Source organism: Marinobacterium weihaiense (genome assembly GCF_019061305.1).
Classification (GTDB): domain Bacteria; phylum Pseudomonadota; class Gammaproteobacteria; order Pseudomonadales; family Balneatricaceae; genus Marinobacterium; species Marinobacterium weihaiense.
Genome location: NZ_JAHQZT010000006.1, coordinates 167663 through 192574, shown reverse-complemented (window position 1 = coordinate 192574; position 24912 = coordinate 167663). Strand labels below are relative to the sequence as shown.

At 59.7% G+C, this 24912-nt stretch carries 23 protein-coding genes and 1 pseudogene; 14 read left to right on the top strand and 10 right to left on the bottom strand.

The features are described 5' to 3' along the window. Nucleotides 1-230 precede the first annotated feature (230 nt). The 8 genes from KTN04_RS06695 to KTN04_RS06660 all read left to right on the top strand — a co-directional run bounded on the left by KTN04_RS06695 (nucleotide 231) and on the right by KTN04_RS06660 (nucleotide 10122). Nucleotides 231-1595, top strand: a complete 1365-nt coding sequence (locus KTN04_RS06695; RefSeq protein WP_254262407.1) for an MATE family efflux transporter — start codon at nucleotides 231-233, stop codon at nucleotides 1593-1595. Between the two features lie 213 nt (nucleotides 1596-1808). Continuing rightward, entirely contained in the window at nucleotides 1809-2558 is a 750-nt protein-coding gene (gene phbB / locus KTN04_RS06690; RefSeq protein ID WP_217334442.1) for an acetoacetyl-CoA reductase, read from the top strand. 208 nt (nucleotides 2559-2766) lie between these two features. Continuing rightward, nucleotides 2767-4989: a heavy metal translocating P-type ATPase gene (locus KTN04_RS06685; RefSeq protein WP_217334441.1), complete on the top strand. Its 2223-nt coding sequence runs from the start codon at nucleotides 2767-2769 to the stop codon at nucleotides 4987-4989. Nucleotides 4990-5088: 99 nt separating this feature from the next. Beyond that, nucleotides 5089-6771 (top strand): methyl-accepting chemotaxis protein, encoded by a 1683-nt coding sequence (locus KTN04_RS06680; protein ID WP_217334440.1) that lies wholly within the window; start codon nucleotides 5089-5091, stop codon nucleotides 6769-6771. A gap of 74 nt (nucleotides 6772-6845) precedes the next feature. Further along, nucleotides 6846-7541, top strand: a complete 696-nt coding sequence (locus KTN04_RS06675) for a DUF6134 family protein (protein ID WP_217334439.1) — start codon at nucleotides 6846-6848, stop codon at nucleotides 7539-7541. Between the two features lie 93 nt (nucleotides 7542-7634). Next, a complete protein-coding gene (locus KTN04_RS06670) occupies nucleotides 7635-8810 on the top strand; it encodes a hypothetical protein (protein ID WP_217334438.1) in 1176 nt (391 codons plus the stop codon). A 104-nt stretch (nucleotides 8811-8914) separates the two neighbouring features. Continuing rightward, nucleotides 8915-9694 (top strand): SDR family NAD(P)-dependent oxidoreductase, encoded by a 780-nt coding sequence (locus tag KTN04_RS06665; RefSeq protein ID WP_217334437.1) that lies wholly within the window; start codon nucleotides 8915-8917, stop codon nucleotides 9692-9694. Beyond that, nucleotides 9691-10122: a nuclear transport factor 2 family protein gene (locus KTN04_RS06660; RefSeq protein WP_217334436.1), complete on the top strand. Its 432-nt coding sequence runs from the start codon at nucleotides 9691-9693 to the stop codon at nucleotides 10120-10122. Before KTN04_RS06665 ends, KTN04_RS06660 begins: the two co-directional genes overlap by 4 nt. Nucleotides 10123-10152: 30 nt before the next feature. On the opposite strand, the gene KTN04_RS06655 is transcribed toward KTN04_RS06660, so the two are convergent. The 5 genes from KTN04_RS06655 to KTN04_RS06635 are packed head-to-tail and all read right to left on the bottom strand — an operon-like array spanning nucleotide 10153 to nucleotide 15428. Beyond that, a complete protein-coding gene (locus KTN04_RS06655) occupies nucleotides 10153-10710 on the bottom strand; it encodes a DUF3833 domain-containing protein (RefSeq protein ID WP_217334435.1) in 558 nt (185 codons plus the stop codon). Between the two features lie 21 nt (nucleotides 10711-10731). Continuing rightward, a complete protein-coding gene (locus KTN04_RS06650; RefSeq protein WP_217334434.1) occupies nucleotides 10732-12015 on the bottom strand; it encodes an MFS transporter in 1284 nt (427 codons plus the stop codon). Next, on the bottom strand, nucleotides 12012-13274 hold the full coding sequence (locus tag KTN04_RS06645) for an SAM-dependent methyltransferase (RefSeq protein WP_217334433.1): 1263 nt from the start codon (nucleotides 13272-13274) through the stop codon (nucleotides 12012-12014). Before KTN04_RS06645 ends, KTN04_RS06650 begins: the two co-directional genes overlap by 4 nt. Then, complete coding sequence (locus tag KTN04_RS06640; RefSeq protein ID WP_217334432.1) at nucleotides 13261-14058, bottom strand: DUF1365 domain-containing protein; 798 nt, start codon at nucleotides 14056-14058, stop codon at nucleotides 13261-13263. The genes KTN04_RS06645 and KTN04_RS06640 overlap by 14 nt, the downstream gene beginning before the upstream one ends. Beyond that, on the bottom strand, nucleotides 14055-15428 hold the full coding sequence (locus tag KTN04_RS06635) for an NAD(P)/FAD-dependent oxidoreductase (protein ID WP_217334431.1): 1374 nt from the start codon (nucleotides 15426-15428) through the stop codon (nucleotides 14055-14057). The genes KTN04_RS06640 and KTN04_RS06635 overlap by 4 nt, the downstream gene beginning before the upstream one ends. 152 nt (nucleotides 15429-15580) lie before the next feature. Between KTN04_RS06635 and KTN04_RS06630 the strand changes: the two genes are divergently transcribed. The 4 genes from KTN04_RS06630 to phrB all read left to right on the top strand — a co-directional run bounded on the left by KTN04_RS06630 (nucleotide 15581) and on the right by phrB (nucleotide 19364). Next, nucleotides 15581-16201: a sigma-70 family RNA polymerase sigma factor gene (locus tag KTN04_RS06630; RefSeq protein WP_217334430.1), complete on the top strand. Its 621-nt coding sequence runs from the start codon at nucleotides 15581-15583 to the stop codon at nucleotides 16199-16201. Further along, nucleotides 16198-16854, top strand: a complete 657-nt coding sequence (locus tag KTN04_RS06625; protein WP_217334429.1) for a ChrR family anti-sigma-E factor — start codon at nucleotides 16198-16200, stop codon at nucleotides 16852-16854. Before KTN04_RS06630 ends, KTN04_RS06625 begins: the two co-directional genes overlap by 4 nt. Nucleotides 16855-16868: 14 nt before the next feature. Further along, on the top strand, nucleotides 16869-17837 hold the full coding sequence (locus tag KTN04_RS06620; protein ID WP_217334428.1) for a YbgA family protein: 969 nt from the start codon (nucleotides 16869-16871) through the stop codon (nucleotides 17835-17837). Nucleotides 17838-17927: 90 nt separating this feature from the next. Continuing rightward, nucleotides 17928-19364, top strand: a complete 1437-nt coding sequence (gene phrB / locus KTN04_RS06615) for a deoxyribodipyrimidine photo-lyase (protein WP_217334427.1) — start codon at nucleotides 17928-17930, stop codon at nucleotides 19362-19364. 30 nt (nucleotides 19365-19394) lie between these two features. On the opposite strand, the gene KTN04_RS06610 is transcribed toward phrB, so the two are convergent. Genes KTN04_RS06610 through pilB form a run of 5 tightly spaced genes read right to left on the bottom strand, consistent with a single transcriptional unit; the run spans nucleotide 19395 to nucleotide 24030 of the window. Continuing rightward, complete coding sequence (locus KTN04_RS06610) at nucleotides 19395-19610, bottom strand: DNA gyrase inhibitor YacG (protein WP_217334426.1); 216 nt, start codon at nucleotides 19608-19610, stop codon at nucleotides 19395-19397. After that, nucleotides 19603-20226 (bottom strand): dephospho-CoA kinase, encoded by a 624-nt coding sequence (gene coaE / locus KTN04_RS06605; protein ID WP_217334425.1) that lies wholly within the window; start codon nucleotides 20224-20226, stop codon nucleotides 19603-19605. Before coaE ends, KTN04_RS06610 begins: the two co-directional genes overlap by 8 nt. Next, nucleotides 20226-21071: a prepilin peptidase gene (locus KTN04_RS06600; RefSeq protein ID WP_328515967.1), complete on the bottom strand. Its 846-nt coding sequence runs from the start codon at nucleotides 21069-21071 to the stop codon at nucleotides 20226-20228. The genes coaE and KTN04_RS06600 overlap by 1 nt, the downstream gene beginning before the upstream one ends. A gap of 10 nt (nucleotides 21072-21081) precedes the next feature. After that, nucleotides 21082-22311, bottom strand: a complete 1230-nt coding sequence (locus KTN04_RS06595; protein WP_217334423.1) for a type II secretion system F family protein — start codon at nucleotides 22309-22311, stop codon at nucleotides 21082-21084. A gap of 12 nt (nucleotides 22312-22323) precedes the next feature. Further along, complete coding sequence (gene pilB / locus KTN04_RS06590) at nucleotides 22324-24030, bottom strand: type IV-A pilus assembly ATPase PilB (RefSeq protein ID WP_328515966.1); 1707 nt, start codon at nucleotides 24028-24030, stop codon at nucleotides 22324-22326. Nucleotides 24031-24317: 287 nt separating this feature from the next. Here pilB and KTN04_RS17395 point away from each other — a divergent pair. Together KTN04_RS17395 and KTN04_RS17390 are read left to right on the top strand one after the other, a co-directional pair. Beyond that, a pseudogene (locus KTN04_RS17395) lies at nucleotides 24318-24441 on the top strand (pilin); the annotation flags it as partial. Nucleotides 24442-24482: 41 nt separating this feature from the next. After that, nucleotides 24483-24746 (top strand): pilin, encoded by a 264-nt coding sequence (locus KTN04_RS17390; RefSeq protein ID WP_407659249.1) that lies wholly within the window; start codon nucleotides 24483-24485, stop codon nucleotides 24744-24746. Nucleotides 24747-24912 lie beyond the last annotated feature (166 nt).

Here is a 24912-nt window from a genome sequence, read left to right as displayed (position 1 = left end):
ACGGGTTGAGAACTCAGGTCAAGCAGTAGCTGAATCAGTACTGATGAAGGATAGCCATGCTAATTCTTTTGCGCTATGGATCAATCATCTTTAAAGACTAATATGTAATAAGCAAATAACAGTTCCAGAGCGCAGGGCGAGTCAATGGCAATGTACCGGCGAGGGCTTGGACTTTTCTGTTACACTGCGGGTCTTTTCATCCAACGATACTGACCAGACACAGGAGCTGCATGTCCCGTCGGCCCGACCTGCTCAACGCGCCCATTCGTCCAACCCTGGTGCGCATGACCGTCCCGATGATGCTGGGCATTGTCAGCCTGATGCTGTTCAACCTGGCCGATATCTGGTTTGTGGCCCAGCTGGGCACGGCGCCCATGGCGGCGCTGGCGTTCACCTTTCCGGTCTCTTTTTCCGTGGTCAGTTTGGCAATTGGTCTGGGGGTGGGGACCTCGGCCACGCTGGCACGGCTGATCGGCAGTGGCAGCAGCGAGTCGTCGGCGCGCCTGGCGACCGATAACCTGCTGTTGACGACCCTGCTGATGCTGGTGGTCGGTGTGGCGGGGCAGCACTTTGCCGACCCGATCTTCCGCCTCATGGGGGCGGATCCCGAGCTGATGCCGCTGATCGATGCTTACATGGAAGTCTGGTTTGCCGGCTCGGTGTTTCTGGTGCTGAACATGGTCTGCAACAGCACCTTTCGAGCATCCGGCGACACCCGGCTGTCGGCCACGGTGATGCTGCTCTCCTCGCTGCTCAACATCCTGCTCGATCCGCTGCTGATTTTCGGCTGGGGCCCCGTGCCGGCGCTGGGCATTCGCGGGGCAGCCATTGCCAGTGTGCTCGCCTGGGCCATCACCACCCTGCTGGCATTACACCTGCTGTATCACCGCAAGGGCATGCTGCTGCTGACACGGCCCCGGTTGCAGACGCTGCTGGCGCACTGGAAAAAGCTGCTGTCGATCAGCCTGCCGGCGGCGCTGTCCAACATGATGACGCCGCTGGCCAACGGTATTCTGACATCGCTGGTGGCCGTTCACGGTGCCGAGGCGGTTGCCGCTTTCGGTGCCGGTGCACGCATCGAATCTCTGTCGCTGCTGGTCTGTCTGGCACTGTCGATGACGCTGCCGCCCTTTATCAGCCAGAACTATGGCGCCCTCAAGATCGATCGCGTCAAAACCGCATATCGTACCGCCATTCGCTTTGCACTGGTGTGGCAGTTACTGATCTTTGCCGTGCTGGTACTGGCCTCCGGCGCCATTGCCGGGCTGTTCAGCAAGGACCCGGAGGTCGCGCGCTGGCTGCAGATGTGGATGCTCATCGTGCCGGCCGGTTTCGGTTTCCAGGCCATGACCTTTCTCAGTGCCTCGTCCTTCAACGCCCTGCATCAGCCCATGCGGGCCATGCGCATCAGCCTGTTCCGGCTGTTCCTGATGTATGTCCCCCTGGGGTGGCTGGGCAACCACTTCTTCGGTCTGACCGGCATGTTCAGCGCGCTGGTGCTGGCCAATGCGATCACCGCCGTTGTGGCTACCTTTTGGATGCGCCGCTACCTCAAAACCCTGGCCACCGAGTCGGCCATGGTGCCTGCATCCTGAGACTCAGGACTTTCCCTGATGCACCAAAGTCATACTCCTGACATCGTTTTAATGGACTATGATCAGTGAAGTGACTGGCACAACAAGCATAAGAATCGTCACGCATAATAATCAAACCGTACACTCAGCCTGACGGCCCCCGCTCTGCACAGGCCGCACATGATATGCGTCCGAGCGGAACAGGCTCCGATAACATGGAAAGGGAAGCGAAACATGAGTAAACGAGTTGCATTGGTCACCGGTGGCACCGGTGGTCTGGGGGAAGCGATCTGCCGCAAGCTGGTCGATGCCGGCTATCACGTAGTCGCGGGATACAACAGCGGCGGCAATCATGACAAGGCCAAGGCCTGGCAGGAAGAGCAGCGCAAGGCTGGCTATGAAATCGACGTGGCCTATGGCGACGTGACCAGCGAAGAGTCCTGCGCGGCCTGCATCGCAACGGTCAAGGAGCTGACCGGGCGTGACGTGGATGTGCTGGTCAACAACGCTGGCATCACCCGTGACGGCCAGTTCAAGAAGATGAGCTGGGAGCAGTGGGATGAGGTGCTCACGGCCAACCTGGACTCCATGTTCCACATGACCCGTCTGGTCATCAACCCGATGATTGAACAGGGCTTCGGACGTGTCATCAACATCTCGTCTGTGAACGCGCAGAAGGGGCAGTTCGGCCAGACCAACTACTCGGCGGCTAAGGCCGGTATCCATGGTTTCACCAAGGCGCTGGCACAGGAAGTGGCCGCCAAGGGCGTGACCGTCAATACCGTATCTCCGGGTTACGTGATGACGCCGATGGTGGCTAAGATCGATGACAGCGTACTGGAAAAGATCGCCAAATCGATTCCGGTCGGCCGTCTGGGCGAGCCGGACGAAATCGGTCGCATCGTGACCTTCCTGGCGGAAGACGAATCCGCCTACATTACCGGCGCCGACTTCTCCATCAACGGCGGCCTGCACATGTACTGAGGCCGACCGCTGTGTACTCCGTGCCGCGCGTGCACGGGGTACGTTCCGCCGCCTGATCCGCGCACGTGGCGTGCTCGAATTCACGCCTGTCGCGACAACACTCCGCCTTTATCCGCCTGTCGTTACCAGAGCTTGACCCTGTACCCCGCTTCAGGGTTTATCATTGAGTCATCAAGAACCCACGCCAACCCATTCAAAGAGGTGTGTGATGGCCATTTACCAGTTTGCCTTGCATAACGTGCGCTGTGCCGGTTGCGTGCGCAGTGTGGAAAAATCCCTCCGTCAGGTCGAGAGCATCGACGATTTTGCCATCAACTTTGCCGACCGTACCGCGTCGGTCCAGACCGATGATGATCCGAACGTCGTTGTGAAGGCCGTCGAAGCGGCCGGTTATGGGGCGTCGCTGATGCAGGACGAGGATGACTACGCCCGGCGTGCCGAGCAAGAGCGCCAGGCGTTTAACAGTACCCTGCGCAAAAGCCTGGTGGCACTGGGGGTCGGTGCGGTGCTGATGATCGCCATGCTGGCGGGGTGGATGCCTGATCTGCACACCGGCAGCGGCATGCTGCAGGGCGTGGTGCTGGGCCTGGTCACGCTTGCCATCATGGCGTACAGCGCCGGGCACATCTACAAGGCCGCCTGGCAGGGCCTGTTCCATGGTGACCTCAACATGGACACCCTGATCGCCCTGGGGACCGGAACGGCCTGGGTTTACTCGACCGGGCTGCTGGTGGCGACCGCCGTGGTTCCGGGCGTGCTACCCGAGGCTGCCATGCATCTGTACTACGAAGCGGCGGTGATGATTCTCGGCTTCATTTTGCTGGGGCAGGCACTGGAGAGTCGCGCCCGTGGCAATACCAATGACGCCCTGCGCAAGCTGCTGGATCTGCAACCGCGCTCTGCGCTGCGGGTGCGTGACGGTGAAAGCCGTGAAGTCCCCGTAGCCATGCTGCTGCCGGGCGACCAGGTACGCATTCGCCCCGGTGAGCGGGTGCCGGTGGACGGCGTAGTCATTGAGGGCAGCAGCCATCTGGATGAGTCGATGCTGACCGGTGAGCCTCTGCCGGTGAAACGTTCTCAGGGCGATACGGTCACGGGTGGCACCGTCAACGGCCAGGGTAGTCTATTGATGGAAGTCTCGGCGGTGGGGCAGAAAACCGTCCTGGCGCAGATCGTGGCCACGGTGCGTGAGGCCCAGAACGCCAAGCCGGCGCTGGGGCGTCTGGCCGACCGGATTGCCGCGGTATTCGTGCCGGTGGTGATACTGATTGCGCTGATCACGGTCGGACTCTGGTTGTGGCTGGCGCCGGCTCCTGCCTGGCCGTATGCCACGGTGGCGGCGCTGACCGTGCTGATCGTGGCCTGCCCCTGTGCCCTGGGGCTGGCGACGCCTATGTCGGTCATGGTGGGAGTTGGCCGTGCCGCCGAGCAGGGCGTGCTGATCCGCAACGGTGATGCGCTGCAGCGGGCCCGCGACATTACCACCGTGGTGGTCGACAAAACCGGTACCCTGACCGAAGGCAAGCCGGCGGTGGTCGATGTGCATGCCGAGGGAGATGTCGATCACTGGCTGCGTCTGGCCGCCGGTGCGGAGCAAAACTCCGAGCACCCGCTGGCACAGGCGGTGGTCAACCATGCGCGGGAGCAGCAGTTGAGCCCGGCTGCCAGCGAATCCTTCGATGCCACGGCCGGCAGCGGCATTGAAGCGCGGGTCGAAGGCCAGACCCTACTGTTGGGCAACCGTGACTGGCTGCAGTCAAACGGTGTTGAAACCCGGTCATTCGAGCAGCAGGCCGATGACTTCAGCCGAGCAGGCCGGTCATTGATCTGGATGGCGGCCGAGGGTGAGCTGGTGCTGTTGCTGGCGGTGGCCGACCCCTTGCGCAGCGACAGTGCCGATGCCGTTACACATCTGCACAGGCAGGGGTTGGAGGTGATCATGCTGTCGGGCGACAACGTCCGTACCGCCGAGGCAATAGCGGAAGAGGCCGGCATTGATCGCGTTATCGCCGACGTCAAGCCTGACCAGAAGCAGGCTGCCATCAAGGCGTTGCAGGCCGAGGGCAAGATCGTGGCCATGGTCGGCGACGGCATTAACGATGCCCCGGCGCTGGCGCAGGCGGATATCGGTTACGCCATGGGCTCGGGCACCGATGTGGCGATCAGTTCGGCGGACGTGACCCTGATGCGGGCCAGTCTGATGTCGCTGGTGGATGCGATCGCGGTGTCCCGTGCCACTGTGCGCAACATCAAACAGAACCTGTTCGGGGCCTTTATCTACAACAGCCTGGCAATCCCGGTGGCGGCCGGTGTGCTCTACCCCTGGAGCGGGTTGCTGCTCAATCCGGCCATTGCCGGTGCGGCCATGGCACTGTCGTCGGTCACGGTGGTCAGTAATGCTCGTCGACTGAAGGTGATGCGCCTCAAATAAATGCATATTTAGGACATCAAGTGGTTAAAAAGCGACGCTCACTTGCATTAATATGTCGAGTGCAACACCCATAAATAATAGAACAAAGGCGTGCCTCCCATGTCCGGACTCAAGCTGAAAAGCAAGCTGCTGTTGTTGTCGCTGCTGCCACTGATCGTGGTGGTGGTCGCCGTAATGTTGATCGTACGTTTCGAGATGCAGGAGATGGGCGATGAGGAGGTGGAGCGGATCCATGCCTCCATGATGTCGAGCAAGAAATCCGAGCTGAAAAATTATGTGGAACAGGCGGCTTCGGCCATCAAACCCATCCAGGCCCGTACGGACCTGAGTGCCGATGAGCGGTCACTGGAGATGGCCCGGATTCTGGATGCCATGCAGTTCGGCGAGGATGGCTATATCTTCGGCTATGATCCTCGGGGGAACAATGTTGTCATGCGTGCCGAGGACGGCAGTGTCGGCAGCAACATGTACGACGTGCGTGACAGCAATGGCGTTGCCATCGTGCAGGAAATCATCCGACTGGGCCAGCAGGGAGGCGGCTATCTGGAGTATGTCTGGGAAAAACCCCAGACCGGTCGCAATGCCCCCAAACTGAGTTATGCCGAAAAGATTCCCGGCACGGACTTGGTGATCGGCACCGGCTTCTACATTGATGATATCGATGCGGCCATTGCCAGCCTGGAACAGCAGGTGCGTCAGTCGATTCAGTCGACCCTGGTGCTGATCGCCGTGGCGGCGCTGGTGCTGCTGGGCGGCGTGGGCGCCATCAACCTGGTGGTGTCGCGCCGCATGATCCGCCCGCTGCAGCAAACGGCGGATGTACTCAAGGACATTGCTCAGGGCGAGGGTGATCTGACGCGTCGCCTGCCGGTGGAAACCCGCGACGAAGTCGGAGAAGTTGCCAGCCGCTTCAACGAGTTCGTGGAGAAGATCCAGCAGTTGGTGACCGAAGTGCAGACCGCCGTGCAGTCGCTGAGCCATTCGACGGATTCCATGAAGCAGGTGGTCACCCGTGCGCACGAAGATGCGCATACCCAGAAAGGTGAAACCTCGCAGGCGGCGGCCGCCATTCATGAAATGGCGGCGGCGGTCCAGCAGGTGGCCGGCAGTGCGGCCCAGGCGGCGGAGTCGGCCCGTGATGCTGACAGCGAATCGGTAAACGGCCAGAACGTGGTGGAGCAGACCATTGAATCCATCAATCGCCTGGCGGACGATGTCAACCGATCGGCCGAAGTGATCGCTAGCCTGGATTCCGATGCCGACCAGATCGGTACCGTGATCAGCGTGATTCGTGAAATTGCCGAACAGACCAACCTGCTAGCGCTCAATGCGGCCATCGAAGCCGCGCGGGCGGGTGAACAGGGGCGGGGTTTTTCTGTGGTGGCTGACGAAGTGCGCACGCTTGCGACACGTACTCAGCAGAGCACGGATGAGATCCAGCGCATGATCGAAGGGCTGCAGAGTGGTGCGCGTCGTGCGGTGACCGAGATGCAGAGTTCTCAGGCCCAGAGTCAAGAGACCATTGCGCGTGCCGATGATGCGCGCAGCTCGCTGCAGCAGATTACGCATTCGGTCAGCACCATTACCGAGATGAATACCCAGATCGCCAGTGCGGCCGAACAGCAGACGGCGGTAGCGGACGAGATCAGCCAAAGCGTGCAGCAGATTGCCGATATTGCCGACAAGGCCACGCAGAATGCCGAAGAACTGGCCGGTACAGCCTCGCAGATGAGCGACCTGGAGCAGCACCTCAATACCCTGGTGTCACGCTTCAAGGTGTAAGCACGACACTGACATCCCCTCGCAGCTGAACCGTGGCCATTGATGGCCCGTATCAGCTGCGGGGGGATTTTTTTATGCGCACGTCCGTTTTCGTATTGGGATTATGGTTTCTGGGACTGTGGATGCTGGCGCTGCCGGCGCTTGCGGTCGACCCGTTGCAGCTCTATGGCGACTCTGCCACCTACTCCGTGGAGCGCAAGGGCAAGCCCATCGGTCATTACCGGCTGGATTTCAGCCGTTCGGATGCACAGACGCTGGAAGTGGCGGTCGAGATGGCGCTGCAAATCAGAGTGCTGGGCCTGTTTCGATACGATTACCGCTACCGGGCCAATGAGGTCTGGCAGGGGGCTGACCGTCTGAGCCGTCTTGATGTGCGCATTAACGATGATGGCGAGGCCCGCGACTACCGTTTTCAGCGCCGTGAAGATGGCCTTTACCGGCTGGAGCCGGGTCGGTCGCCGGTGCGACTGGGCGACCGCCTGCTCACCTCGAACCACTGGCACCCGCATCTGGTGCGCCAGTCTGAATTGTTGAATACCTTAACCGGTGAGGTCAGCTCGCTGAATGTAGAACTCCAGGCCCGGGAAGCGCTGCAGATCGGCGGTGAATCTGTCATGGCGACACGCTACCGTCTGGGCGGTGAGCTCAACAATACCCTGAGCTGGTATGATGAGCAGGGGCGCTGGCTGGGCATGGAGTTCAGTGCCCGTGATGGCAGTCGCATTCGGGTGCGGCTGCGGCCCGACACCGAACATCGGCACAATGGCTGACGCCCTTGAGCACCTGTAGCAGCCGCCTGTGGGGGCTGGTCGCGGCCAGCCGCGACGCGTGCCGGCATGAGTTGAAAACGGAAATTACCCTATATGCGATCCAGAAAGCTGTTTACCGCCGCGGCGGTGTTCCTTGCCCTGTTGTCAGGCGGGGCAGGGGCCACGCAAGCCGAGCGCAAGGAACTGCTCGACTACGATACCCGTGATGTACTTGAGTCGCTGCAAGAAGCCGTTACCTTGCACGATGAGATCAAAACGCTGCAGCCGTCCAGGCTGTTCGGGCGTGACCAGAGCAGCGCCCGCAGCGATCTGGATGAGATGCTGGACGAGGCGATGGCCCTGTTCGAATCTTCACGGATCAACGAGCTGCGCAGCCAATACCGAGCGCTTGAAGTCAAGATCGCCGAACAGCAGCGTACACTCAGTATGCTGCGTGCCGAGCGGGTGCTCGCACCGGCCGAGGACGAAAGTCTAAAATCCAAACTGATTCCCGGTGATACGCTCAAGCGTATGGTGGCCAGCACTCGGGGTGACTATGATCGGCTGATCATATCCGCTGACACCAATCTCAAGGCGTATCAGTCCAGCCAGACAGAGGTTGTTGAGGCACTGCGCATTGCGCTGGATGAGTTGGGCCTTTCACTCAGTGAAGCGCAACTGCAAAGTCTGCTTGCCTCCGTTGTGGGCGATGACATGGTTCAGATGACGGTCGTGTTCAACAGTATTCGGGAGGTGACCGGTCAGCTGGTTGAGATGGTTGCTGCATCGGGTGAAGACCTTGCGTACAGCAAGCAGTACTACGGCATGGTGGTCGTGCTGCACCGCATGGTGGGGTTGATGCAGGAGCAGTTTATCCACGATGTGAAGAACGAGTATCTGCCAAAGCTTGAAAGCTTCAGGGAAGCGGCCGACGCCAACATCCAGGCGTCACGCAACTTGATGCGTGGCGGTGACAATCGCGCGACCCTTCAGGCAAACATCGAGGCGAACCAGTTGACCCGCCAGGTCGTTGGCCTGTACATGCAGATCTTGCAACAGCAGCTGCATCAGGTGGGCAAGGCGCTTGAGGTGAACCGTCGCCAGCAGGCCGTTGCCGAAAACACCTATGATACTGTTGCCTTGAGTTCCAACGTGGTATCCATGATCCGTCAAGGCGGCCGGACCTTTGACCAACTGGTCGCCCTGCAGATGCCGGATGTGCGGGTCTTCAAAAATGAACGGATGCTCAACGAATTTCGGCGTTTGACCGCAGAGCTCAAGAGTGATTGATGTCTTTCGGGCCACTGTGATGAGCCGTTGGCGTCAGACAGCATGCAATCGTTTTCGGGTGTGTCCGCAGTGGAGGCCGCCAACGTGATACAGGAGAAAGATGGATGAATACCGCATTGCCCCGCTGGCCACTGGTCTGGATTACCGGTGCCGGCACCGGTATAGGACGTGCCACGGCGCTGCGCCTGGCGGAAGAAGGATCCGACGTGATCGTCAGCGGGCGCAGGCTGGAGCCCTTGCAGGAACTGCGGCAGGAGGCCCGGCAGCGTGACCTCTACGGGCGTATTCTGCCGCTGGTGATGGATGTGACCGAGCCTGGCCGTTATGAAACGGCGCTGGCGCAGATCGAAGCGGAATGGAAACTGCCGGATCTGGTTATTCTGAATGCCGGCAATCATCAGCCGATGCCGTTGAACGAGCTGAATGTCGCGACCTGCCGTGAGCTGATGGACATCAACTACTTTGCGGTGATGGCCGGGCTGGAAGCGATCCTGCCGCGCATGCGTCGGCGGGGCAGTGGTCAGATTGCCTGTACCGCCTCTCTGGCCAGTTACCGTGGCTTGCCGACGGCGGCGGCCTACGGTGCCAGCAAGGCGGCGCTGGTAAATGCCTGCGAAGCATTGCAGGTCGAGCTGCAGGGATCGGGCGTACGCCTGCAGGTAATCAACCCCGGGTTTGTGAAGACGCCGCTGACGGATCAGAACCCGTTTGAAATGCCGCAGCTGATCTCCCCGCATGAGGCCGCGCGTCAACTGGTCGCCGGCCTGCACAGCCGCCGCTTCGAGATCCGTTTCCCCGGGCGTTTTGCACGCAGCCTGGCATTGCTGCGTCAGCTGCCTTACGGCCTGTACTTCCGGCTGGTGAAGCGGAGTACAGGATTTTGAGCGCCGAGCAGGCGCTGACCGCCTACGCCGAGTGCTTTGCGGCATTGACGCCGGAGCGCGTGGATGAGCTGTGTCGACTGGTCAGTGACGATGTCCACTTTCGTGATCCGTTCAATGACCTCCACGGGCGTGAGGCCATGCGTCATCTGCTGATGGACATGTTTGCCCGTGCCGGTCGACCGGACTTCCATGTCGACGATATCTGTTGGCATGCCGCCAGCGCAACCGGTTGGCTGCGCTGGCACTTCAGGGCCGAGCTGCCGGTGATCGGCACGCTCGCGGTAGAAGGGTGCAGCCGGGTACAGGTCAATGCACAAGGGTTGATTACCGAACATCTGGACTACTGGGACAGCGCCCCGGTGTACTTGAAACTGCCGCTCATCGGACGATTTTTGCAACGAGTTCGGCGGCGTATCGCCGCCGAATGAACCGTTCCGAAAGACACTTGTATACGTACGTTACAAACTGAACGGCGCTTCTTTAAGCTGATCGGCGTGCATGAAGAACAGGGTAACCACGCCCAGCTGAACCCCCCATTTGCGCACTTCCGCCTTATTGACCAGCACATTGCCCGGCTGCAGGTACATCCAGTCGTCGAAGGCGACCTTCCAGCTGCCGTCACCGACCTTGAGTTCCATCTTGTAACGCCAGTTCAAGCGGTTGCCTTCGCTGATGCCCTCGGCCGTGCCGATGATGTCATCCGCGCGGCCGATATAACGGCCATCGCCGGTAGGCGTGATGGTCCAGACGCGGCGGTCGCGCTCGCCATCGCCGTACAGAAATTTCTCGTCGAGTACCAGACGTTCGCCGTTCCAGTCGCCATCGATTTCAACCTGGAACTGGCGTCGCAGGTTACCGAAACGGTCCTCGAAAATGCCCCAGGCATATACCTTGCCCTGGAAAAAATCTTCGATCTTGAGTGTCGGGCCTTGTTGGCTTAACGGGTCTGTTTTCATTGGTGAGCATCCGGTTACCAGTAGAGTCAACAGAACAAGCAAAACCTGTTTAATCCGCATGGGCCTCTCCATCGGTTTAGGTCAGGTGCCAGGCTGCTGCCGCAACGGCAGCTGCAGTGGGAAGTCCTTCAGCCAGGCCACTGCGATGATTTTCATTACGCAGGGCACGCCGGCGTAGATCAGCGCCAGCAGCCAGGGTGCCTGGGCGGGGGCCAGCTGCTCCGCCAGCTGCAGCAGGCCCAGTCCGATCATGGCCGCCAGCGCCAGGGCCAGCTTGTTGGCCCCGTTCCAGCACGCAAACAGCAGACCACGCCGCTCGCGGTTGAAGTGCATCCGGTCCCAGTCACACACCTCGGCCTGCAGGGCGTGGGGCAGCGCCAGGTCAGCGCCCAGGGCGAGTCCGGTGAGAATGCAAACGGGAATGAACAGCAACAGGTCGCCCTCGCCCAGCAGGGTGGCGGGCACGAAGGCGATGACCGCAAACAGCATGGCACCCTGCCAGATTCTAACCTTGTGCAGACGACGACTCAGGGCCAGCCACAGCGGCAGTGACAGGATGGCGGCGCCGAAGTAGATCAGAATCAGCAGCCCCCGGTCGGCTTCCCCGCCGCCCAGGGTGCGGCTGATATAGAGCGGAAATAGCACGGCGGGCACACCGTTGGCGATGCCGTTGAACAGCCAGCTGCCAAGCAGTGTTCGGGCCGGAGGATTATGCAGCAGGGTATCGCGCAACGCTGGCCAGAGTGGTAGCTGCGACGGAGGTTGGGCGCAGGTCGGCAGGGGCGTGCACCGCAACAGCCAGAACAGGGCCAGCGCTCCCGGCAGCAGTGTGGCAAGCGCGATCCAGGTCAGCACCTGGCCCGTGCTGACGCCAAGGCTCAGCCCAAGTGCCGGCAGGGCGGCCGATACCAGCAGACCGATCAGGGTGAGCCCTTCCCGCCAGCTGGCCGCACGGGCACGCTGGTAGCTGTTGCGGCTCAGGGCCGTAAGCCAGCTCAGATAGGGTACCTGCACCAGTGTCCAACCCAGATACAGCAGCACCGAGCCTGCCAGCAGGGCGAGCGCGGGCGCCGCCGTCGGGGGCCGTATTAGCAGCCAAAGGCCGGGAATGCAGAGCAGGGCACCGGAGATGATGAAGTGATGAAAGCGTTGCGGGTGGCCACTGTCCAGCCAGTAGCCGATCAGCGGGTCGGTCAGCAGGTCGCTAAGACGGGCCAGCATCAGCAGCAGGCCGACCAGGCCCAGCGCCAGCTGCCAGTGTTCCACATACCAGCTGGGCAGGAGCACATAAAGCCCCACGGTGGGAATGGCCAGCGGCAGCGCCGGCAGGCTGTAGGCCAGCAGCTGTGGCCGCGACAGGCTCATCGGCTCAGCTGATACAGGCCGACATCGATGCTGCCGTGACGGAAGCCGGCTTCACAATAGGCCAGGTAATACAGCCACATGCGGCGGAAACGCTCATCAAAGCGCTTTTCCTGCGCCAGGGCCTGAATGCGCGGCCACTGTTCGATGAAGCTGTGACGCCACTCGCGCAGGGTATCGGCATAGCCCAGGGCAAAGGTCTGTTCCTGCTCCAGCTGAAGATCACCCTCGGCAATGGCCTGACGCAGGCGCTCCGGGCTGGGCAGCATGCCTCCCGGGAAGATATAGGTCTGAATGAAGTCGGCACTGTTGCGGTAGCGCTCGAAGCGCGCCTCTTCAATGCTGATGATCTGCAGGACCGCCTTGCCGCCGGGCTTGAGGCACTGGTGTACCTGGCTGAAATAGGTCGGCCAGTGTTCTTCGCCCACCGCCTCAAACATCTCGATGGAGACGATATGGTCGTAGCGTTCGCTCAGGTCGCGGTAGTCGGTCAGGGTAAAGCGACAGTGCGCGTTGAGACCGGCCCGCTCGATCCGTTCACGGGCGTATTGCAGCTGCTCCACGGAAAGGGTCACGCCGTGAACGTCGGCGCCGAATTCACGCGCCGCCAGCTCGGCAAAGCCACCCCAGCCGCAGCCGATCTCCAGCACCCGCTGGCCCGGTTGCAGGTTCAGCAGGGTGCAGATGCGGCGGTACTTGTTCAACTGGGCAGCGTGCAGGGCGTCGGGGCCGTGGTTGTCGGCGCCATCGGCATAGAGGGCCGCCGAGTAGGTCATGCTGGGGTCCAGCCAGAGCGAATAGAAATCGTTGCCCAGATCATAATGGTAGGCGATGTTGCGGCGTGAGCCGCTGCGGGTGTTGGCGCGGCGCAGGTGGCGCAGGCGATTGAGCGAGCGCAGCAGCCAGTTGCCACGGGCCATGCGTTGAATGCTGGCCTCATTGCCCAGTGCCCAGCGAAATAATGACACCAGGTCGGGGCTGTCCCAGTCACCATCCATGTAGGCCTCGGACCAGCCCACCGGGCCACCGCGCAACAGGCGACGCAGGGCGCGGTAATGGTGAATGCGGATCTCGGCACGGGGCTGGTGTTCGCGCGCCTTGCCGAACTGCAGCAGCTGGCCCGACGGCAGTTGCAGATCCAGGGTGCCGTAATCGAGATCGGGCAGATGATTGAGCAGGGTCTTCACGCACCAGCGATTGAGCCAACCGGTCTTGGGCAGAACCTGTGCCGGGTCCAGCGTACGGTATTCAGACGGTTTCATGCTGTTCATCCCCTTGATTGGTAACAAGCGTCGTGCGGGCGGCGGGTGGTGTCGGGCGTGGTTGCAACGGCACTTTCTTGCGCCAGATGCGCAGTGCTTCCCAGTGAATGCCGGCAATGACCTTCAGGGTCATCAGCGGATGACGCAAAAAGGTCGAGATCAACTGACGGTCGGTCAGCGGCTGGCGCATGCCAGTAAAGGTGGCGTGCAGCACCGGCCCCTCGGCATCGGTCTGGCGAATGCAGACCGCGACGCGCTGCTCGGGCGGTTGCATGCGAAAGTGGTAGCGCGTGGCCATGCTGATGAAGGGGGAAACATAAAACCCCTTGTCACAGCTTTGCCGGATTTGGCTATCCGTATCGGCCTCGATCGGGATCAGGTAGTTGTGCTTTTGATTGAAGGTATTGCTGACTTCATAAAGGATCGCCGCCAGCCGATCCTGTTCATCGTAACAATAGAATACGCTTAGCGGGTTGAACACATACCCCAGCAAGCGCGGGTAGCAGAGCAGTTCCACCCGGCCCTGGCCCAGCGCCAGGCCCTGTTCCGACAGGGTGGCGCGGACCTGGTCGATCAGCGGGCGATCACTGCCGTCGCCATGGTCGCGGTCGTAGAAACCGAACAGGTTGAAGCGGTTGCGTGAAAACAGTTTCAGACGGCGCTCCAGCTGCGGCAGTTCTTCCAGGTCAACCAGCATCGAGGTGACCCGATAAATGAAGCGGTGACGCGCCGGTTTCATCCGGTGGTGCATCACCTGGCCGGCATACAGGCAGGAGCGGCTCACGCCACGGCTCCCGGCAGCCAGACCACTCGGGGGCGCTCATTGTTGTGGACATGGATGCGACTGTTGGGGGTGTCCAGTGTCCAGGGGCGTTTGAGGCCGCCAAGCTGTTCGGCAACGGCCAAACCGGCCTGCAGGCCGTCTTCATGGAAGCCATAACCGAAGTAGGCACCGCAGAACCAGGTGTTCTGGCGTCCCTGCAGTGACCAGATCTTCTGCTGAGCCTCGATCGACTCAAGGCTGAACACGGGGTGGTCATACAGGAAACTGCGCAGAATCTTGCCCTCGGCCGGCTCCTGTACCGGGTTCAGGGTGACGAATACCGGATGCTCCGGCGGCAGATGCTGCAGATTATTCATCCAGTAGGTGACGGAGATGGCATCCGGCTGACTGTTGGTATCCTGACTGTCGGTCAGGTAGTTCCAGCTCGCCCAAGCGGCCTTGCGGCGCGGCATCAGAGCGGCATCGGTATGCAGCAGGGCACGGTTGCGCTGATAGGGGAATACGCTGAGCAGGCGCTGCTCGTCTGCAGAGGGTTCGGCCAGCAGCGACAGGGCCTGATCGGCATGACAGGCCAGTACCACATGGTCAAAGGTTTCGGTGGCGCCGTGCAAGAACTCGACTATGGCCTTGCCGGCGCGACGATGAATCTTGTGAACGCGGCTGTTGAGACGGACGCCATCGCCCAGTTCACGGCAGATGCGGTTGACGTACTCGCGGCTGCCGCCGGTGACGGTACGCCATTGTGGGCGGTCCTTGAGCTGAACCAGACCGTGGTTCTGGCAGAAGCGCAGGAAGGTCACGGCGGGATAATCCAGCATCTGATCGGCCGGGGTCGACCAGATGGCGGCGCCCATCGGGATCAGGTGCTGATAAATGAAGGTCTTGCCATAGCCACGGCTGTGCAGCATTTGGCCCAGGGTTTGAGATTGCACTTCGGGAGCGTCGATCAGCTCGGGGGCTTCACGGTAGAAGCGCAGCAGATCGGACAGCATTTTCCAGTAATTGGGACGCAACAGGTTGCGCTTTTGCGCAAACACGCCGCCCAGACCGCAGCCGCTGTATTCCAGCGCACCCTTGTTGATTGACACGGCAAACGACATGTCGGTTTTCTGGCTGGGGACGCCCAGCGCCTGGAAGAATTCCACCAGGTTGGGGTAGTTGACCGGATTGTAGACAATGAACCCGGTGTCAACAGCCAAGTCGCCGTCGGGAGTGGAAACATTGACAGTGTTGGAGTGGCCGCCGGGGCGATCGTCCTTTTCGAACAGTGTGACCTGGTGCTGCTTATTCAGCAGCCAGGCGGCTGCCAGCCCGGAAATACCGGAGCCGATCACGGCGATCTTCAGCGGCTTGATCACTTTAACGCTCATGGTGGGTCGTCCTATTAAAAATGCCTGATTGTTGCCTGTTACGCCGGCCTTTATCGATGCAGATCATCGACAGACGCATTCAATTGGAGTAAACCAATAAAAAGGTGTGCCTCTGATGATCCCCCCGAGTCACCGATGCGTATGGAGAGAAAATGCAGGAATACGAAGCCGAAGGAGGCGATGTGAACGCTGCCGCTGTCACCCCGCACACTATGACATCTGAGGAAAGGAGAAAGCAGGTGCGTGACGAATGGAGCGCCTGTCTCACCAGACTTGCCGAGACGCATGACAAGTCGGAGTTTGCCCGGCTGTTCGGTTACTTTGCGCCTCGCGTTAAATCATACATTTTACGCCTGGGCATGCCCGACGCAACGGCGGAAGAGGTGACCCAGGAAGCCATGTTGTTGGTATGGCGCAAGGCGCATCTGTTCAACCGTACCAAGGCCAGTGCCAGTACTTGGATTTTTACGCTGGCGCGAAACCAGAGCATCGACCGGATGCGGCGTGACAAAATGCCGATGTACGAGTTGCCGGAAGAGGAACCCGACCCTGATCATCGCGACATGGGTGAGCACTCAGTAATTGAAGACCGCATGAAGGCGGCTATCGCCACCTTGCCTGAAAATCAGGCTCAGGTCCTGCATTTATCCTATTACGAAGGCAAGAGTCATTCCGAGATTGCCGAACAACTCGGCATCCCGCTGGGCAGCGTAAAGTCCCGACTCAGGTTAGCATTCAGTAAGCTCAAAGCGCACTGGGGAGAAGACGCGTGAATATTAGTCATCACTTTGACGATGCCACCTTGATGGCCTACTCGGCCGGTACCCTGCCCCAGGGTATGGCCCTGCTGGTCGCCTGCCATCTGCACTGGTGTCCGCATTGCCGACAGCGCACCGAACACACCAACGCGATCGGAGGCGTCCTGCTGGACAATCTGGCGCCCTCAGCGTTGAGTGAGGATGCACTCAATGCCGTGCTGTCGCGCCTGGACGAGCCCGGACAGGAGTTCGCGGCTGCTGAGCCTCAAGGCACACGTCAACAGGATGATGACTTGCCCGCTCCGCTGACCGGCCTGTTGGAGCAGCCGCTGGATCAGCTGCCTTGGCGGCGTATCGGTTACGGCGTGCGTCAGCTGGATCTGGAGTTGGGTGGCCCTGGCGCCACCCGCTTGCTGCGCATTTCGCCGGGGGTATCGGTGCCGCACCACACCCATGGCGGCAACGAGCTGACATTGATCCTCAGAGGCTCCTATAATGACGAATTGGGGCGCTTCTGTCGGGGCGACGTGGCGGATCTGGACGGCGATGTTGAACACCAGCCGCTGGTCGACACCGATGAAGATTGCATCTGTCTGATTGCGACGGATGCGCCGCTCAAATTCTCCGGCCTGATGGGGCGTTTGGTACAGCCTTTCATCGGCCTCTGACGGAACAGTACACCATGTCTGATCAGCCCTTGCTGGAGCAGAAAATCCCGGTCGGCATCAGTGCCTGCCTGACCGGGCAGAAAGTCCGCTACAACGGCGGCCATAAACAGTCCCGTTACTGTCTCAATGTGCTCGATGACTGCTTCGAGTATGAAACCTTCTGCCCCGAGGTCGCGATCGGGCTGGGCATTCCGCGCGACCCCATCCGCCTGGTGGGGATGGAAGGTGAGCATCCGCAGGCACGCGGTACCACCGACCCTGAGCTGGATGTGACCGATGACCTGCTGCGTGTGGGGCGAGATTTTGCCGAGCGTCACCGCCACCTGCGCGGCTTCATCCTGATGAAAGGTTCGCCCAGCTGTGGCATGGAACGGGTCAAGGTATATCACCCCAATGGCGTGCCGCACCATGCCGATCAGGGCGTATTCGTGCGTGCGTTGCGCGAGTGCTACCCGGAGTTGCCGCTGGAAGAAGAGGCGCGGATGAACGATGCTGTACTGCGGGAAAACTTCATTGCCCGCGTGTTCGCCTATGACGACTGGAAACGCAGTGTCGAGCCGGACCCTTCCTATCATGCCGTGCTGCAGTTCCACAGTCGGCAGAAGTACCTGTTGATGGCACACCACTACGAGGGCTACCGGGAGTTGGGCCGTTATCTGGCCGAGGCCCATGACCAGCCGCTGGATGCGGTGCTGAAGCACTACCTCAGCCGTTTTATGGAGCACATGCGCCACAAGGCGACGCGCAAGAGCCATACCAACGTGCTGATGCACATCATGGGCTACCTCAAGCGCGACATCGATAGCGAGTGCAAGCAGGAGCTGCTAGCGGCCATTGAGCAGTATCGCCAGGAGCACGTGCACCTGGTTGTGCCGCTCACGCTGCTCAAGCACTACGTCAAGCGTCACGGCAATGACTATATCCGTGAGCAAACCTACCTGGATCCGCACCCGTACGAGCTGGGGCTGAGAAACTACATCTGACCGCGTTGCGCCGGGGCAGCCCTCGGCGCGACCTGAGCATTCACCCCGTATCCGCCATCCCGTTCATCAAGCCAAAAGGAATCCGCCCACATGCAACTGGTCTGGTTTCGTAACGATCTGCGTCTGGCCGACAACCCTGCGCTGCACGCCGCCTGTGCCAGCGGCGAAGCCGTCAAGGCACTGGTATGCCTGACCCCGGCGCAATGGGCCGAGCATCATGAGTCCCCGGCACGCCAGGCGCTTTGGCAGCGTCGCCTGGAGTGGCTGGAGGCACGGCTGCAGGCGGCCGACATCGAACTGATCCGACTGAACCTGCAGCGCTTTGCCGATTGCCCTGCCGCCATCACCCGGTTGGTGCAGGAGCAGGGCGCCAGTGCGCTGCATTTCAACTACGAATACCCGCTCAACGAGCGTCACCGTGATCGTGCTGTATGCGAAGCGCTGGACGCCGAAGGGGTGACGGCCCTGGGATATCATGGCGACCTGATCGTCGCCCCCGGCCAGGTCCTGACGGGCCAGGGCACGCCCTTCAAGGTCTTTACCCCCTTCAGCAAGGCCTGGCTCAAGCGCCTGCTGCAAGACGACCACGCTCCGCTGCCATCGCCGATCAAGGCTGAAGCGGCTTCCTGCGCTGAAACGCTGCAGCCGTCCGAGTCAGCTTCCGAGGCTGGTGAGCAGGTGGGCTTTTCGGGTACGGTTTCCTGTGTGGGCGCGCGCGCTGCGCGTGATGCGGCCTACCCGGTCTCGGATGAAGCACTGCATGCCTGCCTGCAAGCGTTTGTGCGCGAGCAGGAGCCCGACTACCAGCGCCTGCGGGACTTCCCGTCCCGTCATGCCACCTCCGGCCTGTCGCCGGCGCTGACCATTGGTGCACTGTCCGCGCGTCAGTGTCTGGCGGTGCTGAAGGCGGCGCACGAGGATGATCGTTGGCAACAGAGTACCTGGCTCAACGAACTGGTCTGGCGCGAATTCTATCGCCATCTGCTGGTGGCGTTTCCTGAGCTGAGCCGGCTGACACCGTTCCGCCCCGAAACCGAGGCGCGTATCACCTGGCAGGACAACGAGCGCCTGTTCGAGGCCTGGAAGCAGGGCGAAACCGGCTTTCCCATTGTCGATGCGGCCATGAAGCAGCTGCTGGCCACCGGCTGGATGCACAACCGCTTGCGCATGATCGTAGCATCCTTCCTGACCAAGCTGCTGCGGGTGGACTGGCGCAAGGGCGAGGCGTTTTTCATGTCGCAGCTGATTGACGGCGATTTTGCGTCCAATCTGGGGGGCTGGCAGTGGAGTGCCTCGACCGGGGCCGACGCTGCGCCTTACTTCCGCATCTTCAATCCGCAGCTGCAAAGCGAGCGCTTTGATCCCAATGGCGAGTTTCTGGCCGAGTGGCTGCCCGAACTGCGCCAGCTGGAGCCCAAGGCGCGTCACAAGCCCGGTGCCGGGCAGCGCTATGGCCGTCCGGCGCCGATCATCGATTACAAGCAGGCACGCCAGGCGGCGCTGGACGACTATAACGGCGAGGCATAAGCGCCTCGCCGTGGCGTCGGCAGGGAAAGGTCAGTGGCGGGTGGGGGTAAAGGCCATTTCTTCAGCGGTCATGCCCGAGCTGAATTCATCCAGTGAGGGCTCGGCTGCGATCTGATAGCTCTCGCTGGCCCACTCGCCCAGGTCAATCAGACGGCAGCGTTCCGAGCAGAAGGGGCGCCACTTGTTATCGGCGGCATAGCGGGCCGGTTCGCCACATTGCGGGCACTTTACGGTCTTGTCAGTCATGGTCGCCACTCTCCGCTTCAGCCAGGGCCAGGAGTACCGGGTGTAGGGCCTTGACGGCCTCCTGCAGCTGCTCTTCGGTGCCGCTGTTGTCCAGTACCTGGTCGGCATGCTGCAGGCGCTCTTCACGGCTCAGCTGGGCGGCCAGAATCTGGCGTACCTGTGCCTCTTCAATGCCATCCCGCGCCATAGTGCGTTCAACCTGCACCTGTTCGGGCACGTCGACCACGATGACCTGGTTGATCAGCAGATGCTGGTCGGTTTCCAGCAGCAGCGGCGAGGCCAGCACGGCATAGGGGTGGCCGTCGGCGTCGAGTGCTTCCAGCGTATCCAGAATCGATTCACGAATCAGCGGATGCAGCAGGGCCTCCAGCCAGTTGCGCTCGCGCTCTTTGTCAAACACGATTCGGCGCAGCGCCGGGCGGTCCAGCTGGCCGTCGGCGCGAATAACGTCCTGACCGAAATGGGCCGCGATCTTCTGCAGCGCATCGCTGCCCGGCTCTACAACCTGACGGGCGACCAGATCGGCATCAATGACCGGTACACCCAATGCGGTAAAACACGCGGAGGCAGCGCTTTTGCCACTGCCGATGCCGCCTGTAAGGCCTGCTACCAGCATCAGAAACTCCCAAGATAGGCGGAAATGATCGGTTCACCCCAAAGTATTGCAATCCAGCCGGCAATGGCCAGATAAGGGCCGAACGGCAGGGGATTTTGCGCCTGGTGTCGACGAAATGCAATCAGCAGCACCGCCAGCAGCACACCGACCACCGACGACAGCAACACCACTAGCGGCAGAATCTTGATACCGCCCCAGGCGCCGATGGCCGCCAGCAGCTTGAAGTCGCCATAGCCCATGCCTTCCTTGCCGGTCAGCAGCTTGAAGCCCCAGTATACGCTCCACAACAACAGATAACCGGCTGCCGCACCGAGCACTGCGCTGTCCAGCGGCACAAACACCGCCTGGGTATTGATCAGCAGCCCCAGCCACAGCAGGGGCAGGGTGATGGAATCGGGCAGCAGGTGATGGTCGATATCGATGAATGTCAGCGTGATCAACGCCCAGGTCAGCAGCACCAGTGCGCCGCCCTGCAGGTTGAAGCCCACTTCCCAGATGATCCAGGCGGAGGCCACGCCGGTCAGCAGCTCGACCAGCGGGTAACGGATGCCGATACCGGTGCCGCAGCCACTGCAACGCCCCCGCAGGGCCAGCCAGCTGAGCACCGGGATATTCTCGTACCAGCGAATCTGATGGCCGCACTGGCCACAGCGAGAGCGCGGCGTCATCAGGTTGAACCTGTCCCGTGACTCAGGCTGCTCACCGGCTTCCATTTTGAGCATGGCGTCCCATTCACGCTGCATCATCACCGGCAGGCGCAGGATCACCACATTCATGAAGCTGCCGATCAGTAGTGACAGCGCACCGACACTCAGGGCCGCGAGCAGCGGCTCGTTTTGCAACATCGCTAGCATCTTAAACCACGTTACCCAGCTGGAAGATCGGCAGGTACATGGCGATCACGAGGCCACCAACCAGCACACCCAGAATGGCCATGATCATCGGCTCGATCAGGCTGGACAGGTTGTCAACCGCGTTATCGACTTCCTCTTCATAAAAGCTGGCCACCTTGTCCAGCATCATGTCCAATGAACCGGCTTCTTCACCAATGGAAATCATCTGTACCGCCATGGCCGGGAACACGCCGGTCATATTAAGAGCATTCTGCAAGGACTGACCGGTCGAAACGCCGTTGCGGATCTGCAGGATGGCGTTCTCGTAGACGATATTGCCTGAGGCGCCAGCTGCCGAGTTCAGTGCTTCAACCAGGGGTACACCGGCGGCAAAGGTGGTGGACAGCGTACGCGTAAAGCGGGCGATGGCCGCCTTGTTGAGGATGGGGCCGAAAATGGGCAGCTTGAGTACGGTTCGGTCAACGAAGTCCGAAAAGCCCTTGGATTTGGCGCGGGCCTTGGTGAAGCCGAATCCTATTGCTGCCATACCTATAAGTCCAACAAACCACCACTCCTGCATCCATTCTGATAACTCAATGACCCACTTCGTAAAGGCGGGCAAGTCAGCTCCAAATCCCTGGAAGACGGTTTCAAACTGGGGGACGACCTTTACCAGAAGAATAGCCGATACAATGATGCCTACGATGATAACGGCAATTGGGTAAGTCAGAGCCTTCTTGATTTTTTTCTTGAGAGATTCAACTTTTTCCTTATACGTCGCAATACGGTCAAGAATCGTTTCAAGCGCGCCGGATTGTTCACCAGCATGTACGAGTGAGCATACTAGATCATCGAAATGTTCGGGGTGGCGTTCCAATGCTGTCGATAAGTCTGCGCCCCCATTAACATCATCTCGGATAGTATAAACGAGCTTTTTGAGTTTATCCTTTTCCGAGCCGTTGGCAACGATCTCCATCGCTTGCAACAGCGGCACACCGGATTTCATCATTGTAGCCAATTGACGGATAAAGTAACCGATATCCACAGGCTTGATGGCTTTGTTTTTGCTGCTTAATAAAGAACCTCGTTCCTTGATTACCTTGCCGGGTTTGATGCCCTGCTTGCGCAAGAGAGCCTTGGCCGCCGCCAGATTTTCGGCATCAATCTTGCCTTTGCTGGTGTTGCCACTTTTATCCTTGCCTTGCCACTCGAACGTGGTCAGCTTCACGGTTTTCTTGATTGCCGTTGCCATATTCTATCCCTGTTAAACCTTGATAACGCGGTTCAGCTCTTCGAGGCTGGTGAGGCCGGCGGCGACCTTCATCAACCCGGACTGACGCAGCGTGCGAAAGCCCTGTTCTTGGGCGACACGTAAAATATCCAGTGAGTTGCCGTTTTGCATGATGCACTCGGCGATTTCGGGTGACATTTTCATCATTTCATAAATACCCACTCGGCCCTTATAGCCGCGGTTGCACTTGGAGCAGCCCTCTGCATTAGCTTCATGTAGCTCCAGATTGGCAACCTGTTCTGGCGTAAAACCTTCTTCCAAAAGGGCTGCTTCCGGCAGGGTTATGGGTTGCTTGCAGTTCCCGCAAAGGCGGCGGCCCAGTCGCTGGGCGATAATCAGGCTGACAGAGGTGGCGATATTGAAGGCAGGCACACCCATATTGCGCAGACGGGTCAGGGTTTCAGGGGCGCTGTTGGTATGCAGCGTTGACAATACCATATGACCGGTTTGTGCCGCCTTGATGGAGATTTCGGCGGTTTCCAGGTCTCGAATCTCACCCACCATCACCACGTCCGGGTCTTGGCGCAGAAAGGCGCGCAGCGCCTCCGCAAAGGTCAGGCCCACTTTGGGGTTGACGTGGACCTGGTTAATGCCTTCCAGATTGATCTCGACCGGGTCTTCGGCGGTGGAAATGTTGCGCTCTTCTGTATTCAGAATGTTCAGGCCAGTGTACAGGGAGACAGTCTTACCGGAACCGGTCGGCCCCGTCACCAAAATCATGCCCTGGGGCTGTTCCAGCGTAGTCAGATAAGCCTCTTTCTGGTCCGGTTCAAAGCCCAGGGCTTCCACCCCCATCTTGGCACTGCCAGGGTCCAGAATACGCAATACGATTTTTTCGCCCCAGAGGGTGGGGAGCGTGTTGACACGAAAATCGATGGTGCGGCGGTTGGAAACCTTCAGTTTGATACGCCCATCCTGGGGCACGCGGCGTTCGGAAATGTCCATGCGCGACATGACCTTCAAGCGCGCCGTGAGGCGGTTGGCCAGGTTGAGAGGCGGGCGGTGCACTTCCTGCAGCATGCCATCGATTCGGCAGCGTACCCGGTAGGCTTTTTCATAGGGCTCGAAGTGAATGTCCGAAGCGCCCTTACGGATCGCATCCAGCAGTACCTTGTTGACAAAGCGGACGATGGGGGTTTCGTTGGCGGCATCTTCAGCTTCATCCTTTTCTTCCTGGGTGCTATCCCCGGCCTCCAGCTCGAGGTCTTCGGTGTTCAGCTCATCCATGGCATCATTGGCACTGTCCAGGAAGTGCTCCAGCCGCCGTACCAACTTGTCCTCTTCAACGATAACGGCTTCGGTCGTTTTGCCGGTACTGAACTTGATTTCGTCCAGTGCCTGGATATTGGTCGGATCTGCCAGAGCAATATAGAGCCGGTTGTCCCGAATTTTCAGGGGCAGGGCCTTGTGTTTGGTGATCAAGCTTTCAGCGATCACTTCACGTGGGATGACATCGTCAGCCAGCATGTCCAGATCAAACAGCGGCAAGCCAAACTCTTCGGATGCAGCCGTAGCTGCACGGTGAGCGCTGACCAGGCGATGACTGATAATATAATGAATGAAAGGCTGATTGGCGCTGCGGGCCTGTGCCACCGCATCCTGAGCGACTTCAGCCGAAAACACGCCGTCATTGACCAGCCGTTTGGCCAGGCCAGTAAGGGGCTGCGATCCTTGAGACACCGTTGCTCCTGTTGCCATCAGGCAGTTGTAACGAAAGGGTGATAAAAACGATACAAATAGTACTGCAATCAAACCACAGACACAGCCAAAGTGTAAACGGAACGCCCCAAAGTGCCCGTTTATTGACTAAGCTCAAGCGAATTTGGTGTTCAGTTTGTATTCAGGCTGGACAGCCACGGGCAGGGCTGTCTAATATGGTCACCAGCTGGCAGCCACAGGATGTCGGATGCAGCTAATCAATATGGATTGTTAACTCGCTGGAGAGATAACCTATGAAAACTGAAATGATGAAACACAAACAGCAGGGTTTCACCCTGATCGAACTCATGATCGTAGTTGCGATCATCGGTATTCTGGCTGCAATTGCACTGCCGGCATATCAGGATTACGTTGCCAAATCGCAGGTCACTTCAGCACTTGCTGAAATCACACCGGGGAAGACGCAGGCTGAAGTGCTGATTAACGAAGGTGTTGGCGATACCGCTGTTACCGATGCCTCTTTGCTTGGCCTCGCTACCTCTGAGCGTTGTACTGCTCTTAATGTAAGCGTTGCTAAAACCGGCGTGGCATCACTTCAATGTACTATGGCTGGTAACCCTGCTGTTGAAACTGAAACCATTACTCTTTCTCGTGCTGACACGGGTACTTGGACATGCGAAACTTCAGCGCTTGACAAATATGCGCCGACTGGCTGCACAGGTAAAACAGATAAATAAGTTGGTACGTTGTTAAATACACTGCTTCAAAATTTGTAGTGTATGCAAGTGAAGCCCCTGTTATGGGGCTTCTTTTTTGCATACACACTTTGAAGAAAAAGGGGTCAGAGTAAAATTGATTGGTAATCGGGGTCGGAGTGGTGTTTCCCGAGATTGTTTTAACCGA